Below are 15,825 nucleotides of genomic sequence, written 5' to 3' on the forward strand. Positions count from 1 at the left end.
TATACACAAAAAAGTTTGCGGTTTCTTGAACAGGATTTCTATAAAATAAAAAAACCGAGGATAAAATATCCTCGGAATGTTCATTATGAAATCTTATCAATGATTAATGTTGGCGCCGTTACTGCATTTTGTGTAATTGTAATGCTTTCTAAAAGTTTCTTTTTAATTTCATCAATCTCTTCAAAATTACTATGGATCGTCACCAGAGACTCTCCCTTTGAAACCTTGTCTCCAATTTTTTTCCGGAGAACAAGACCAACCGCTAAATCAATAGTGGAATCCTTCGTTGCTCTTCCCGCACCTAAAAGCATGGCCACGGTACCGATTGAGTCAGCAATCATCTCTGATATATATCCATCTGTTTGGGCTTCCAGTTCAATTTGATATTTTGCTTTTGGTAGCTTATCCGTGGAGTCCACAACAGAAGCATCACCGCCTTGTGATGCCAAAAAGGTTTTAAAGGTTTCGAGTGCTTTTCCATTTCGGATAGATTCTTCAAGCAAGCTTCTAGCCTCTTCAATAGATTTTGCCTTTTTTGCTAGAAGCACCATCTGGCTTCCTAAGACAAGGCAAAGCTCCCTTAAATCAGCAGGTCCATTCCCTTTTAATGTATCAATTGCCTCTTTAACTTCAAGTGCATTCCCAATCGCAAAACCAAGTGGCTGACTCATATCTGATATAATTGCCATTGTATTTCTGCCTACATTATTCCCGATATCAACCATTGTTTTGGCCAATTCTTTTGCATCTTCCAAATCCTTCATAAAGGCGCCTGCACCAGTTTTTACGTCTAAAACAATGGCATCTGCTCCTGCTGCGATTTTCTTACTCATAATTGAACTAGCGATCAATGGAATACTATTAACAGTTGCAGTGACGTCTCTAAGCGAATACAGTTTTTTATCTGCAGGTGTTAAATTTCCACTCTGTCCTATAACGGCTACTTTATTTTGATTAACAAGCTGTATGAATTCATCATTAGTAATTTCAACATGAAACCCTGAAACTGACTCTAGCTTATCAATTGTTCCTCCTGTATGACCAAGACCTCTACCTGACATTTTTGCAACCGGAACACCAACTGATGCAACTAGGGGCGCAAGTACCAATGTTGTCGTATCACCGACACCACCTGTGCTATGCTTGTCAACCTTGATTCCTTGAATCCCAGAAAGATCAATTGTGTCACCAGACTGGACCATTGCCATTGTAAAATCGGCTTGTTCATGTTTTGTCATGCCCTTAAAATAAACCGCCATTGTAAAAGCGCTCATTTGATAGTCAGGTATAGTCCCTTTTGTATAACCGTCAATTACAAACGAAATTTCCTCAGTTGTTAATTCCAATCCATCACGTTTCTTCTCGATTAAATCAACCATTCTCATTTGATAATCACCTTTTTCGTCCCATTGATTTGTTCCTATTTTCCCCCATGAATCTCTGATAGAAAGCTTTTTCCATTTTTAGGTAATTCAACATTAAAATTATCAGCTACAGTTGCACCGATGTCAGCAAAGGTTGTTCGTACTGGCAACTCCTTGCCGCCAGCCATTTTTTTGTTATAAACCAATAATGGTACATATTCACGTGTATGATCTGTTCCAGTATGAACTGGGTCATTTCCATGGTCAGCTGTAATGATTAATAAATCGTCATCGTTTAGTTTTTCAAATACTTCAGGTAGACGTGCATCATATTCCTCTAAAGCTTTGCCATAGCCTATAGGATCGCGACGGTGTCCAAATAATGCATCAAAATCAACTAAGTTTAAAAAGCTTAAGCCTGTAAAATCCATATTAAGTGTTTGAACTAATTTATCCATTCCATCCATATTTGACTTTGTACGGAGGGCTTGTGTAACACCTTCTCCATCATAGATATCTGATATTTTTCCAATTGCAATGACATCAAAACCTTGATCACTTAACTCATTCATTACTGTGCGATCAAACGGCTTTAATGCATAGTCATGTCTATTTGATGTTCTTGTAAAATTGCCTGGGTCTCCAACAAATGGGCGCGCTATTACTCGTCCCACCATATATTTTTCATCAAGTGTTAACTCACGTGCAATTTCACATATTTTATAGAGCTCATCTAAAGGTACTGTTTCTTCATGTGCAGCGATTTGCAATACGGAATCTGCAGACGTATAAATAATCAATTTTCCAGTTTTCATGTGTTCTTCGCCAAGTTCATCAATAATAGCAGTTCCTGATGCTGGCTTATTGCCTAGAATTCCACGTCCAGTCCGTTTTTCAAGTTCATCTAATAATTCTTTGGGAAAGCCATCCGGGAATACTTGAAAGGGCGTTTCAATATGTAACCCCATGATTTCCCAATGTCCAGTCATCGTATCTTTACCATTAGAAGCCTCTTGCATTTTAGTGTAGTATGCAAGGGGTTGTTCTTGAACAGGTATTCCTTTTATTTCGCGAACGTTACTTAAGCCAAGCTTGGCCATATTTGGCATATGTAGACCATTCATTTCCTTTGCTATATGTCCTAAAGTATCTGATCCTTCATCACCAAATTTTTTCGCATCCGGCGCTTCTCCAATTCCAACAGAATCCATAACAATTAGGAAAATCCGTTTATATGTATAATTAGACATGTATATCCCTCCCAAATGATTTCTATGCTGTATTTTCCCCTTATAGCCTCAACTTACTCAACAATTCACCTATGTATACTTGTCGGAAGTCTGACATCTTTGAGTATAAGTGTGAATGTTTGTATTTTCAAGTAGATTAGAAGTGTTTTAGCAAAAAATGTTAAGATTACGTGACAAAAAAAGCCAGACATTTGTCTAGCAATCTACTAAAAATGTTATGCACGAGGATGATAAGTTTTATAAACATCCTTAAGGCGTGTTTTTGTAACATGTGTATAAATTTGTGTCGTTGATATATCAGCATGACCAAGCATTTCTTGAACTGCTCGAAGGTCAGCCCCATTTTCCAGGAGATGAGTTGCAAACGAGTGCCGAAGAGTATGTGGTGTAAGTTCCTTTTCGATATGCGCAGCACTCGCCATTTTCTTTAAATTTTTCCAGAAACCTTGTCTTGTCATGCGATTCCCATGATGGTTCACAAAGAAAGCGTCTGTTTTTTTTCCTTTCACTAATTGACTACGACTATGATCTAAATAAGCTTGCAATGCTTTTGTTGCAACACTTCCAAGTGGAACTATTCGTTCCTTGTTACCTTTTCCAAGACATCTAATAAATCCCATGGAAAGATGGATATCTGCTAAGTTTAAGTTAATAAGTTCACTAACCCGAAGACCTGTCGCATACAAAATTTCAAGCATTGCTTTATCACGTATACCAAGCGGTGTGTTCGATTTTGGAGCATCCAACAAAGCCTCTACCTCTTGGATATTTAATACCTTTGGAAGCGTACGTTCCGCTTGTGGTGTTTCAATCTGTTCAGTAGGATCATGGTCTGTCACTTTTTCACGAAACAAAAACTTATGAAAAGACCGTATTGATGCGATATGCCTTGCCAAGGTCCTGGATGAATTTCCTTGCTCTTTTAAATGTTTCAAGAAATGCATCACTTGTAGACGGCTCACATCATTAAAAGTTGAAATATTTTCAACCTTGGTTATATATTGATAGTATTTTTTTAGATCCCGCTCATAGGATTTCACTGTGTTAGCGGCAAGTCTTCTTTCAACAACTAAATAATGCAAATAATCCTTTACTTGATCTTCCACTGATCTCTACTCCCCATTTCGGTAAAAAAACAGTAATCTATCTAACAGGCCTTCCTCCTTGTCTTCAATCATCGAGGTAGCCTTCACTGAGGTTCCTTCCGGTTCATCATATTTGTGATAATTTTGATATTCCTCATTAATCCATATAATACCATAATAAAATAAAATCGTGCATCCAGTAAACAATACAAAAACCTTCAAAGTATCATATACCATTCGAAACCACTGTCTCATCTAGTAATCCTCCATATAATCCATTGTTATATTAGAAGATATGCCAATTTTACATGGTTTTATACACGCTTGACCCATTTTTCACGAATTCTTTCTTGAGCCTATAAGTTTATGAATATGAAAAAACCCTTTTCTCAAGAGGAAAAGGGCCGTTTATTCGAGATGATTCGTTTCTTCTTTTGCAACTTTATCATGACAACGATGACAAATACCATGGAAAGTTAAACGATGGTCTTTAATAATAAAATTCCAATTCTTTTCAACGATTTCTTCTACATCCTCGAGGAGATCCTCTTGAATTTCATCGACTGCACCACATTCGATACATACGAGGTGATGATGGAAATGTGCTGCTCCTTCTTGGCGAAGATCGTATCTTGATACACCATCTCCGAAATTTATTTTATCAACAATCTTTAATTCGGTGAGTAATTCAAGTGTCCGATATACAGTTGCTAAGCCGATTTCTGGCGACTTCTCTTTTACTAGGAGGTAAACGTCTTCGGCACTTAAATGATCTTCTTCATGTTCTAGTAGTACCCGTACGGTCGCCTCACGCTGTGGAGTAAGCTTATAGCTAGACGAATGCAACTGTTTCTTTATCCGATCGATCCGATTTTCCATGTAAAACTTTCCCTCCCTCGCCGTTACTTCATTATTATACCAGAAGAAGGGGCGCTGTCCAAATAAAATAATTATAAATAACAAGAAGTATTTAGTATCATTTAATAATTATTATTATTTATTAACCACATCAATTATTTCTTTCATTAGAACCGGAGAAGCAAACGCCTCCACAGCTGAAGCGGTTAAAATCACAAAGCTAACAGCAATCATTAGCAGAGAATACCGTGTTAGCAATTGTAAAATTGGTTCATTCATTCGCTTCATAAATTGTTGTCGAATCATTTTTAGTGAGAATGCGACTGCAACTGTACCTACGACAATAAATGTGGGAATGATTAATAGATTTTGTGGAAGTACGGAAACAAATGATAAGAGAAAGCCACTCCATCCCATTTGATTGACAAGAAAGCCCACCGTAAATCCAACAACAACCCCTTTTAGGAATAAGAGGATTAAGATAATCGGTAAACCGATAATTGAAATTCCTAAAATCCACATAAGCCCTACATATTTAAGGTTATGAAGAAAGCTTTGTTTAAACATGTCGGTTGAATTTGCATAGGTTCCTTCAGAAACTTCACCGAAAAATCGACTTAAGTAGAAAAATAGATCCTCTTTTTGAATGGGGTTTAGACTGTTTACGACAATTGCTCCAAAAATGACTCCCATTAAGAATAGTACGGAAATAAATAAATATATGGATGAATGTTCTCGAAAATGGGCAGCTACGATTTTTTTATATGATTGTTGCTTTCTCATCTATCGTTCCTCCTATCAATCTTCTAATAGATTCTATGAGGTCGAATAGATTTCTATGACAACTAAACAAAACTATTTCTAGTAATTTAATCATTTGTTGTAGTAAAAAAAGAGACTCCTTTATTTGGAGTCTACTTTACCGTATTTACCGCCACCACCGGATTTAAGGCGAAGTTTGCCTTGTCTAGCTTGGATGATAACATCAACAATTGAACCTTTGACGACACGTAGTAATTCTTCTTCAGGAACTTCATGAAGGATTGCCATCTCAGTTTTAAAATAATCCCTAAGTTTTTGTAAGGTTTTAGGTCCTAGCCCAGGAATAAATTCCAGCGGAACCTGATGCACGTATGGCGGTCGGTTTAGATTCGGTTGGTCGGTATTTTTTAACTCCTGTAACCTGTCAAACACTCCTTTAACAAATCCTTTATGACCACAATTCGGACAAACCTCTGTAGTTACATCCTCAATCAATGTTAAACATTTATCACATGTTGTTTTATGATATTTTCCCAACAAAGGATCTAAACCATAATTTGCAACAATTTCTCTGCCATCTAATTGATGAAGAGCTAGTCTTAGTTCTTCAAATGTAGGCTCCTGCATTTTTATAATTTGATATTCTCTTGCGATTTTTGGTAATGAATGCGCATCAGAATTAGAAACAAAAGAAAGCTGATGCAATTCTTTAATCTGGTCTGCCATATCTGTATTCGAGCTCAAACCAAGTTCAATACCATCCATTAATTCCGCATCAAACACTTCCGTTAACGATTGTTGTACCCCCCGACCATACATGCTTTTGTAAGGTGTAAAAACATGGGCAGGTATAAAAATTCCTGATAATTCTTTTACCTTCTTCTGTAGCTCTCTTCCGTCTACATAAATTCTTTGCGAGCTTAAGGTTATATTTTTCATCCTTTCAGAAAGCCATGCTGAAAATACCTTCATTTTTTCAATTGTTGGCATAAAAGCCAAAACGTGGATGGGGCCTTTGCAGTTCTCATCGTAAATTTCCAGCTCACTGCCTAAAATGAGAGTTACATTCTTAAAGCGAAGTCCCCCCTCTTCATATGGGTACACCTCTCCATGTTCGAGTAAATCCTCTAACTCCCCAATGACTTCTGGAACATGACAATCAATTACACCAATCATGTCCATTCCTTTAATTTCAGTGGACTCATGTAGGATATTTCCGATTGTTAGTGACTTGGCTCCTGTGATTTTAACTGGTCTACCTGAGTTCGTTCTCCCAATATGAATATGTAGGTCAACATAGTATTTGTTCATGTTGGCTTATTCTCCTAAAGCTTTCTGTAGCTGTAAATACTGTACTGCATAAGCCGTTTTTGCATCAAAAATTTTCTTTTCTGTTATAAACTCAAGTGCTTTATCTAATGTAATTTCGAGTACATCTACAAATTCGTCCTCATCCAAACCAGCTGGGTTTTCAATTCTTTTTAAACCTTTTGCAATAAAAAGATGAACTAATTCATCTGCAAATCCTGGTGATGTATAAAAAGAAATCAGCGGTGTCAATGTTTCACAATCATAACCAGTTTCTTCTTCTAGTTCTCGTTTAGCAGTAGATTCTGGTGATTCTCCCTTTTCAAGCTTTCCAGCTGGGATTTCAACAATTACCTTCTCTAATGCTTTTCGATATTGCTGCACCATGACAATTTTATCATCATCGGTTAATGCAAGAATAGCAACAGCACCCGGATGTTTGATAAGTTCTCGTCGACTAGTATTGCCATTTGGTAATTCTACCTCTTCTATATGCAAATCAATTACCTTTCCTTCAAAAAGAACTTCCCTACTAATTGTCTTTTCTAGTAAATGGTCCATTATTGCCAGCTCCTTGTTCTACGAAATCTTATTACTTCATACATTTTAGCATAGTTTGTTTATTAGTTTAAAAACCTTGGGGGGTTTTGCAGGTGAAAATTGTCATTGGTGAGAATCGAGTTACACTAGTGGGGAAAGCTTGGGAAATTCGCACAAAACTTAAGGAATATCGTCGTTCCTATCAAACTGTCCAGGAATGGATCAATCAAGGAAAAGAACAACAAAAGAATAAATGATTTACTCTTACTTCCCCTTCAAATCATTTGTGGTTCAGACATGAAAAGGATAAAATGTGACTAGATGTTTATAGAATTGCACATTTTGGAGGGGATAGTATGGAAAAAAGGAGAATTGGATCTTCCGACTTATTTGTCAGTAAAATAGGACTCGGCTGTATGTCAATTGGTACGGAAGAAAGGAAGGCATTACAAATAATTGATGCAGCATTGGATTTGGGAATCAATTATTTAGATACTGCTGATTTATATGATCATGGCCTAAATGAAGAATTTGTTGGTAAAACCATTAAACAGAAAAGACAAGACATCATTCTTGCCACTAAAGTGGGAAACCGGTTTGAAAAGGGAAAAGAAGGATGGTCCTGGGATCCATCAAAAAAATACATTAAAGCAGCTGTAAAAGATAGTTTACAACGGTTGCAAACAGATTATATTGACCTCTATCAACTCCATGGTGGAACGATGGAAGACAATATCGATGAAACAATTGAAGCATTCGAGGAGTTAAAACAAGAAGGTGTGATTCGTTATTATGGAATCTCTTCCATTCGTCCGAATGTGATACGAGAATATGTAAAGAAATCCTCCATTGTAAGTGTAATGATGCAATATAGCATTTTGGATAGACGCCCTGAGGAGCAAGTTCTTTCTTTTTTAAAAGAGCATGAAATTAGTGTTCTCGCACGTGGTCCAGTGGCTAAAGGTTTGCTCTCCAATCGACCAATTAAGAATGCTAGCCCAAGTATAAAACAAAATGGGTATCTTGATTATTCCTATGAGGAGCTTGTCGCTGTAATTTCTAGCTTACCCTCACAAGTAGCTACCAACAGGCCATTAACTGAAATAGCACTTCAATACTGTTTATTTGAGGATGCTGTAGCTTCAGTAGTCGCAGGAGCGAGTTCCATTCAGCAAATTGAAAAAAATGTTGAAGCTGCGAATGCAAAACCTTTAACAGCAGAAGAAATTAAGAAAATCAGGGAACTTTCAAAGACTTCTGTTTACAATCAACATCGGTAATTCGGATTATATAACCCCACAGTTGGAAATGTACTGTGGGGTTTTGAAATTATTTGAAGTCTGACCATTTAAGATTGCTATCATTTAATAGCTCTTCAAATGACTTATTTTTTCACGTTTTCTACGTTCTTCTCTTTGTCTTTCAAGCTCTTCATCTTGTTTCTTCTGAGCTTCTTCTTGTAACTGCTGTTGTGTATGTTTTAATTTTGATACAATATCGTCATTCAGTAAATCTCCAAGACTTAGCTTTTCATCTTTTTGCTTTTTACCAGATGGCTTCTGTTGTTTCTTTTTAGCCATAGTATTCCCTCCATACGTAACCATTTCTATCTTTATTATATCACTAAAAAAGCGAATAACCACCAATGGTTACTCGCTAAAGTGTTCCTAGTATGCGTCTACTAAAATGTCATCCTCGATTATCAAATCTGGCTCTGTTGAAGCTTTTATTTCATCAACAGTAAATCCTTTCGCCACCTCGACCAATTTCAAACCATTTTTTGTAACGTCAAGTACTGCACGATCAGTAATGATCCGATTGACAATGTTCTTTCCGGTTAAGGGTAGAGTACAATTTTTCAAGATTTTTGCTTCCCCTCTTTTGTTTACATGATCCATAATGACAATGATTTTCTGGGCACCGTGAACTAGGTCCATTGCTCCACCCATTCCTTTAATCATTTTCCCTGGAATCATCCAGTTTGCAAGGTCACCTGTCTCTGAAACTTCCATGCCACCTAGGATAGCAATGTTGATATGGCCGCCGCGGATCATTGCAAACGATTCTGCACTGTCAAAATAAGCAGCACCAGGAATTGCGGTAACAGTCTCTTTTCCAGCATTAATCAAATCAGGATCAACATTTTCTTCAGTTGGATATGGCCCAATCCCAAGCAACCCATTTTCTGATTGGAGAACAACTTGTTTATTGGACGAAATATAGTTTGCAACAAGGGTTGGCATTCCGATGCCAAGATTTACATAAAAGCCATTTTCGATTTCCTTTTCAGCCCTTTTCGCAATCTTTTCACGAGAATTTGTCATAGCTTTCTCCCTCCTATTTTGATAATGTCAATCGTTCAATCCGCTTTTTTTGTTCACCAACAATTAATCCTTGGACATAGATACTAGGTGTATGAATCATATTGGGGTCCAGTTCACCAATCTCATAAAGTTCCTCAACCTCGGCAATTGTAACCTTCCCTGCAGCCGCAATCATAGGATTAAAATTTCGGGCTGTCTTGTTATAGATCAAATTCCCCATTTTATCCGCCTTTTCAGCACGAACTAGGCTAAAATCAGCTACAAAAGCTTCTTCCAATAAATATTCTTTTCCATTAAATTCACGGGTTTCTTTCCCTTCAGCAATTGGTGTTCCAACCCCTGCAGGAGTATAAAATGCAGGAATACCAGCTCCACCTGCTCTAATTTTTTCTGCCAATGTCCCCTGTGGAACAAGTTCCACCTCAAGTTCTCCTGAAAGAGCTTGGCGTTCAAACTCCTTGTTTTCACCAACGTATGAACCAATCATTTTCGAAATTTGTTTATTGTGTAAAAGTAAGCCAAGCCCCCAATCATCAACACCGCAGTTATTAGAGATTACGGTTAGGTCCTTCACTCCTGATTCAGCCAATGCCAAAATTAAATTTTCTGGGATACCGCACAATCCAAATCCACCAACCATAATCGTGGAACCATTCTTGATTTCCTTTACCGCTTCTTGAAAAGAAGTATATATTGGTTTCATTTTCACACCCCATTATTCGATATTTTCAACTATTGTTGCAACACCTTGACCCCCACCAATACATAAAGTAGCTAATCCGTAACGGTCTTTACGACGTTTTAGCTCATGAATAAGAGTAACGAGAATTCTCGCACCACTTGCTCCAATTGGATGTCCTAAAGCAATTGCGCCTCCATTCACATTTAAAATATCATGATTAAAATGGAGTTCGCGGTCAACCGCAATTGACTGAGCAGCAAATGCTTCATTTGCTTCAATTAAGTCCATATCACTGACACATAACCCTGCCTTTCCCATTGCCTTTTTCACTGCAGTAACTGGCCCAATCCCCATTATGCTTGGGTCAACACCGGCATTTCCATTTGCTTTAATGGTGACTAATGCTTTTATGCCTAATTCATCTGCTTTCTTCTTACTCATGACGACAAATGCTGCTGCTCCATCATTTATTCCTGATGCATTACCTGCTGTAACTGATCCATCTTTTTTAAATGCTGGGCGCAAGCTGCCAAGCCTTTCCAAAGTAGTGCCTGCTTTAGGGTATTCATCAGTATCAAAGACAATGCTTCCTTTTTTCCGTTGTGGAATCTCAACAGGCACAATTTCATCTTTAAATTTACCTGCCTCAATTGCCGCAATCGCTCTTTCCTGACTACGTTCTGCAAAACGATCCTGTTCTTCCCTTGTAATTTCGTATTTATCACACAAATTTTCTGCAGTAATTCCCATATGATAATCATTAAATGCACACCATAACCCATCGGAAATCATGCTATCAACCATTTTTTGGTCGCCCATTTTAAAACCATTTCGAGCTCCCTTTAACAGATAAGGCGCTTGGCTCATATTTTCCATTCCACCAGCGACAATCAGTTCTGCATCACCAGCTATAATAGCCTGTGTCGCTAAGTGCACGGCTTTTAATCCTGAACCACAAACCTTATTAATTGTCATCGCCGGAGTTTCCACGCTCAGTCCAGCTTTAATCGCTGCCTGTCTCGCAGGATTTTGTCCCACTCCCGCCTGCAAAACATTTCCCATAATGACTTCGTCCACTAGCTTTGGATCTACTCCCGCTCTTTCCAAAGCGCCTTTGATGACAACCGCACCAAGTTCCGGAGCTGGAACGGATTGCAAACTACCTCCAAAACTACCAATCGCCGTTCTGACAGCGCTTACAATCACAACATCATTACTCATATCAACATCTCTCCTTTATTCCTGAATAAACTTAGCCTATATGTATCCAATATCATGTATATTTCGATGCATTTTTCGAAATACCTCTTATTTTGTCCAAATTCCTATTATTCTTGCTTTTTAAGAAAATCCTCCACTAAAATAGAGATAACAATACGTTTTGCTGGAGGGTTGTCAATGCAATTACCTGAGCAAGTTACGATAATTGAAGTAGGTCCAAGAGACGGACTGCAAAATGAGAAAAGCTTAATCCCAACAGAGGCTAAAATTGAATTTATAAAAAAATTAAAAATGGCAGGCTGTCAAGAAATGGAGCTTACTTCATTTGTTTCGCCAAAATGGGTACCGCAGATGAAGGATGCAAAAGAAATCATTACATCTTGTTTAGATGATACTCGTAATATCGTCCTTTCTCCTAATCGAATAGGAATTGAAAGACTATACGAAACGAATTGTAAAGCCGTTGCTGTTTTTGTTGGGGTAAGTGAAAGCTTTAATAAAAAGAATATTAATAAAACAACCACTGAGAGTATGGAAGAACTACAGCCCCTTATTCAGGAACTAAAGGAAAAAGGATATTTTGTACGGGCCTGCATTTCCACATCATTTTATTGTCCGTATGAAGGAAAAGTAGATGAAGAAGCGGTTGTAAAGCTATGCTCAACCTTTGTACAATTCGGTGTTGATGAATTAAGTGTGGCTGATACGATAGGAAAAGCAAATCCACTAGAGGTTTTTTCTCTTTTTTCAAAGCTAAAAAAAGAGCTGCCTAACACAATATTAACTGCTCATTTTCATGACACTCGCGGTATGGCACTTGCAAATATAGTTGCTGCCCTACAAGCAGGAGTTAACCGATTTGACACTTCTGCAGGTGGATTAGGTGGATGTCCATTTGCACCAGGTGCAACTGGTAATGTTGCGACGGAAGATGTTGTGTATATGCTTGAAGAAATGGGTATACAAACAGGCATCAATCTTTCAAAGCTTGTTGAAGCCGTTGACGTGATCAAACCTTATCTGACAAGAGAAATTGATAGCAAATTTTATCGGTTACAAACTACCAAATAGGAATATTTCGGTTAACAACTCCACATCCTATCCATGAAATTATAAACATCCCCTCAGGATTGGAGTTGTTACCATTGGCAAAACGAGACAAAGGCCGTTCTCAAAAAGGAAAAACGAATGCTGATACGACAAATAATACAATGGCTGCTGAAGAAATGGAAAAAGCCATTCATCCTACAAATCGTCAAAATTCAGAGCAATAGAAAAATCCCCTGGTACAGTCGAATAAACTGCCAGGGGATTTTTTTAGATTTTAGGGACTGCCTCAATTTTTCCGCTAGCTTTTGCTCTGGATTTATTTCTTGCTTTTCGAGTTTCAGCTGACCGAGAGAATGAAAACAATCGGTAAACAGCAGGAATTAACAGTAATGTAATAAAGGTTGCAAACGAAAGTCCAGAGATAATAACCGTTGCCATTGGGGCCTGATAATTCCCGGATGCTCCGGATTCAAGGGCAAGTGGAAGCATGCCCCCAACCGTTGTTAAAGTAGTCATAAAAATGGGGCGAATCCTATCATTACCGGCTCCAATAAGCGCTTCCTCAACTGAATGTCCTTCCTTTCTGAGTTGGTTTGTTCTATCAATTAGCAATATCGCATTATTCAAAACGATACCTATTAGCATAATAATCCCCATTCCAGACATAAGGTTTAATTCCATTTGGGTTATAAATAATCCTAAAATAACACCAATGATGGTAATCGGAATGACGGACATTACAAGCAGTGGATGCCCAAAATGGTTAAATTGAACAGCCATTACAATATAAACAAGGAGAATAGAGATTGCAAACACAAAAATCATATCTGTCATAAGTTCCTGTTGCTGCTCTAAATCACCACCTGTTGAGAGAGAATACCCGGTTGGGGTCTCAAAACTATCAATTAATTTCTGAATGTCACGATTCACAGCACCAAGATCACGGTCTTTAATATCTGCCGAAATGATAACAAGCCTTTCCCCGTCAGAATGAATGATTTCATTTGGTGTTTGCACACTTTCAAGTTCAATAAATGCTGAAAGTGGTTTTTCCACACCATTAACGGATATATTCATATCAAGCAAGTCAGCTTTTGTAGCTGGTATTGTCGTCCAACTAAGGTTTAAAGGAATGCTTTCATCATGATTTAGTATCGAACCGACCGGCATTTGAATATAAGATTCCTCGATAACTTGTTTAATTTGTGAAGGAAATAAGCCTGCCTTTTCAATTTCATTTTCTTTTAAAACAACGATTTGCTCTTCAGAAGTTCTTTCATTGGAATTTGTAATTGCAGAAATCCCATCTATTTTCTGAAGTTCATCTGTAAATTTGTTTGAAATCGATTTAAGTTGCTCAAAACCATCACCTTTAATATTTACCTGTACGGGAAACCCTCCTCCGCCTGCCATCGCACTTTGAACACTCAAAATCGGATGTTCCTTTTGCATATCTCGTAACGTTTCTAAAATATTTTCATTTACTACCTTTTGTTCTACCGTGATATGATCGCCCTTCGTCATATTAATAATGGTGTAAAACATGCCCCCATTATCCATTACATAATTCGTATCAACATCTTCTACCTTCTGAAGTCTCTGATTTATTTCTTTCACTACACTCTGTTTTTCTTCAATAGATAGGCCTGGCTCTATGTCTACGGCAATTTCTGCATAGCGGTTTAACATATCTGGCATGATTGTCATCGGTATTTTCGTTACAAGAAATACAGAACCGACTAGCATCAATAGAAACAGTGTAATGACAGCTAAGCTGTTTCTTTTCTTTCTAATCGCCCAAGCCACTATATTGCGATAGCCTTTCATAAAAATTGAATCTTTTCTCGCTTTAGTTGATTTACGAAGTTTTAAAAATGTTTCTGATAGAGACGGAATGAGCGTAAACGATATTACTACTGAACTTATTAGAGTTATTGCCACAACAGCCGACAGCATTATAACAAATTCACCCATCTCACCACCAATTAAACCGATTGGTAGAAAAACAACAATGGTTGTTAACATAGATGCAATGACTGCCGAAGCTACTTCTCTAGTTCCTTCAATTACGGCTTCAAATTTTCGATATCCAAGTTCCTTCTTTTTATAAATAGATTCTAAAATAACAATAGAGGAATCTACCATCATGCCTATTCCCAGACCAAGTCCTAATAGGGTTAGCATATTAAAGCTATAATCAAATAACCACATCGCTGTAAAGGTTAACAAAACAGAAGAAGGAATTGATAAACCGATAATAAAGGTCGCCCTGATATTACGTAAGAACAGTAATAAAATGACAATCGCAATGACTCCACCTATCAAAATATTGTCTTTTACTCCATCTATTGATTCACTTACATAATCAGCTTGGGCTACAACCTCGTTTAATTCAAAGTTCTTTACGAGATTTTCGTTTTGAATTTTCTTTACTTCTGCTCGTACTGCCTTCGCCATATCAATTTGTGTAACATTTGAAACGCGCCCGATTTGTACGAGTATAAAGTCCTGTGATCCGTTCTTCCATACATACGAATTATTTTCAAGAGGCTGAATTGTTATACTGGCAACATCCTTTAATAAAATCAATCCATTTTGCGTAGGTATAGTAATATTTTCAATATCCGTTACATTTTCGACTTTGGAGCTCCATCTAAGGGAAGGTGAATCCTTATCATTTTGAAGTTCTCCTAAAATAGCTTCATCGTCTGACTGTTGAACTGCTGCAACCACCTGACTAACATCAAGTTGATATTCTTGTAATTTTTCACGTTCTATTTTTATGGCAACCTCTTGCTCCACGATGCCTGTTAGTAAAACATCTCTCACCTCAGGCAATGCTTCTAACCTTGGCTCTAAAATTTCTTTAGCAAAAGCAGACATTTCCTCAGTGTCTCCTCCTGACACATCCATAAAAAATTCGTAGCCTTGACTGCCTCCATACTGACCTGATGCCATGTCGGTGATACCCGGATACTCTGATTTAGCAGATGCTAAAACTGATTCCACTTCCCTATAAATCTCTTCTCCTCGCCCCGCTTCAAAGCTTAGATCTAGTGAAATTCTACCGGTATTTGTCGTTGACTCAACGCCCTCAACACCGTCTATTGCTAAAATTTGCTTTTCGATAGGGGTTGTAATCGTTCTCTCCACTTCAATTGCTGCCATTTCACCTGCGTAAATCTCAACAAAAGCTCCATCAAGTTTCACAGGAGGCATTAACTCTTTGTCTACTTTCATTAGGGAGTAGCTTCCAAAAACAGTTACTAAGAAAATCATTAATGTTATCAGGATTTTCCGTTGTACAATAAATTTTAAAATCTTCACAATCCATCTCCTCTTCCTTTTAATAGGTAAAATTTAGTACTTTTGTATAAATTA

At 37.6% G+C, this 15,825-nt stretch carries 16 protein-coding genes and 1 pseudogene; 4 read left to right on the forward strand and 13 right to left on the reverse strand.

The window, feature by feature from the left end; translation table 11 throughout:
- Window positions 1–83: 83 nt before the first annotated feature.
- From BTHG_RS21515 to BTHG_RS21550, 8 genes are all read right to left on the reverse strand, one after another.
- Window positions 84–1,385, reverse strand: a complete 1,302-nt coding sequence (locus BTHG_RS21515) for a pyrimidine-nucleoside phosphorylase (protein ID WP_010284388.1) — start codon at window positions 1,383–1,385, stop codon at window positions 84–86.
- Between the two features lie 35 nt (window positions 1,386–1,420).
- A complete protein-coding gene (deoB, locus tag BTHG_RS21520; protein ID WP_010284390.1) occupies window positions 1,421–2,614 on the reverse strand; it encodes a phosphopentomutase in 1,194 nt (397 codons plus the stop codon).
- A 215-nt stretch (window positions 2,615–2,829) separates the two neighbouring features.
- Window positions 2,830–3,720 carry a site-specific tyrosine recombinase XerD gene (xerD, locus tag BTHG_RS21525; RefSeq protein WP_010284393.1) on the reverse strand — a complete coding sequence of 297 codons (891 nt, stop codon included), beginning with the start codon at window positions 3,718–3,720 and terminating at the stop codon, window positions 2,830–2,832.
- A 6-nt stretch (window positions 3,721–3,726) separates the two neighbouring features.
- A complete protein-coding gene (locus BTHG_RS21530; RefSeq protein ID WP_010284396.1) occupies window positions 3,727–3,954 on the reverse strand; it encodes a YqzK family protein in 228 nt (75 codons plus the stop codon).
- Window positions 3,955–4,107: 153 nt separating this feature from the next.
- Window positions 4,108–4,578, reverse strand: a complete 471-nt coding sequence (fur, locus tag BTHG_RS21535; protein ID WP_010284400.1) for a ferric iron uptake transcriptional regulator — start codon at window positions 4,576–4,578, stop codon at window positions 4,108–4,110.
- A gap of 114 nt (window positions 4,579–4,692) precedes the next feature.
- On the reverse strand, window positions 4,693–5,340 hold the full coding sequence (gene spoIIM / locus BTHG_RS21540; protein ID WP_010284406.1) for a stage II sporulation protein M: 648 nt from the start codon (window positions 5,338–5,340) through the stop codon (window positions 4,693–4,695).
- 120 nt (window positions 5,341–5,460) lie between these two features.
- A complete protein-coding gene (locus tag BTHG_RS21545; protein ID WP_010284409.1) occupies window positions 5,461–6,630 on the reverse strand; it encodes an endonuclease Q family protein in 1,170 nt (389 codons plus the stop codon).
- 6 nt (window positions 6,631–6,636) lie between these two features.
- Complete coding sequence (locus tag BTHG_RS21550; RefSeq protein ID WP_010284413.1) at window positions 6,637–7,188, reverse strand: NUDIX hydrolase; 552 nt, start codon at window positions 7,186–7,188, stop codon at window positions 6,637–6,639.
- Between the two features lie 92 nt (window positions 7,189–7,280).
- Between BTHG_RS21550 and mciZ the strand changes: the two genes are divergently transcribed.
- Both mciZ and BTHG_RS21560 read left to right on the forward strand, forming a co-directional pair.
- Window positions 7,281–7,424 carry a Z-ring formation inhibitor MciZ gene (mciZ, locus tag BTHG_RS21555; protein WP_010284415.1) on the forward strand — a complete coding sequence of 48 codons (144 nt, stop codon included), beginning with the start codon at window positions 7,281–7,283 and terminating at the stop codon, window positions 7,422–7,424.
- A gap of 99 nt (window positions 7,425–7,523) precedes the next feature.
- Complete coding sequence (locus BTHG_RS21560) at window positions 7,524–8,447, forward strand: aldo/keto reductase (RefSeq protein ID WP_010284417.1); 924 nt, start codon at window positions 7,524–7,526, stop codon at window positions 8,445–8,447.
- Window positions 8,448–8,496: 49 nt separating this feature from the next.
- On the opposite strand, the pseudogene BTHG_RS25590 reads toward BTHG_RS21560, so the two are convergent.
- From BTHG_RS25590 to BTHG_RS21580, 4 genes and pseudogenes are all read right to left on the reverse strand, one after another.
- A pseudogene (locus BTHG_RS25590) lies at window positions 8,497–8,747 on the reverse strand (YqkE family protein).
- A gap of 87 nt (window positions 8,748–8,834) precedes the next feature.
- Window positions 8,835–9,491: a CoA transferase subunit B gene (locus BTHG_RS21570; RefSeq protein ID WP_010284421.1), complete on the reverse strand. Its 657-nt coding sequence runs from the start codon at window positions 9,489–9,491 to the stop codon at window positions 8,835–8,837.
- Between the two features lie 13 nt (window positions 9,492–9,504).
- Window positions 9,505–10,194: a CoA transferase subunit A gene (locus BTHG_RS21575; RefSeq protein WP_010284423.1), complete on the reverse strand. Its 690-nt coding sequence runs from the start codon at window positions 10,192–10,194 to the stop codon at window positions 9,505–9,507.
- 12 nt (window positions 10,195–10,206) lie between these two features.
- Window positions 10,207–11,394, reverse strand: coding sequence for an acetyl-CoA C-acetyltransferase (locus BTHG_RS21580; RefSeq protein ID WP_010284427.1), 1,188 nt, complete (start codon window positions 11,392–11,394; stop codon window positions 10,207–10,209).
- Window positions 11,395–11,571: 177 nt separating this feature from the next.
- Between BTHG_RS21580 and BTHG_RS21585 the strand changes: the two genes are divergently transcribed.
- Both BTHG_RS21585 and BTHG_RS27735 read left to right on the forward strand, forming a co-directional pair.
- The gene (locus BTHG_RS21585; RefSeq protein ID WP_010284429.1) at window positions 11,572–12,465 is read left to right on the forward strand and encodes a hydroxymethylglutaryl-CoA lyase; all 894 of its coding nucleotides are present in this window, start codon (window positions 11,572–11,574) and stop codon (window positions 12,463–12,465) included.
- A gap of 74 nt (window positions 12,466–12,539) precedes the next feature.
- The gene (locus BTHG_RS27735) at window positions 12,540–12,668 is read left to right on the forward strand and encodes a hypothetical protein (RefSeq protein ID WP_010284432.1); all 129 of its coding nucleotides are present in this window, start codon (window positions 12,540–12,542) and stop codon (window positions 12,666–12,668) included.
- A 43-nt stretch (window positions 12,669–12,711) separates the two neighbouring features.
- Here BTHG_RS27735 and BTHG_RS21595 read toward each other — a convergent pair whose 3' ends face one another.
- Entirely contained in the window at window positions 12,712–15,771 is a 3,060-nt protein-coding gene (locus BTHG_RS21595; RefSeq protein ID WP_010284435.1) for an efflux RND transporter permease subunit, read from the reverse strand.
- Window positions 15,772–15,825 lie beyond the last annotated feature (54 nt).

This window comes from Bacillus timonensis (genome assembly GCF_000285535.1).
In the GTDB taxonomy this organism is placed as follows: Bacteria; Bacillota; Bacilli; order Bacillales; family Bacillaceae_L; genus Ferdinandcohnia; species Ferdinandcohnia timonensis.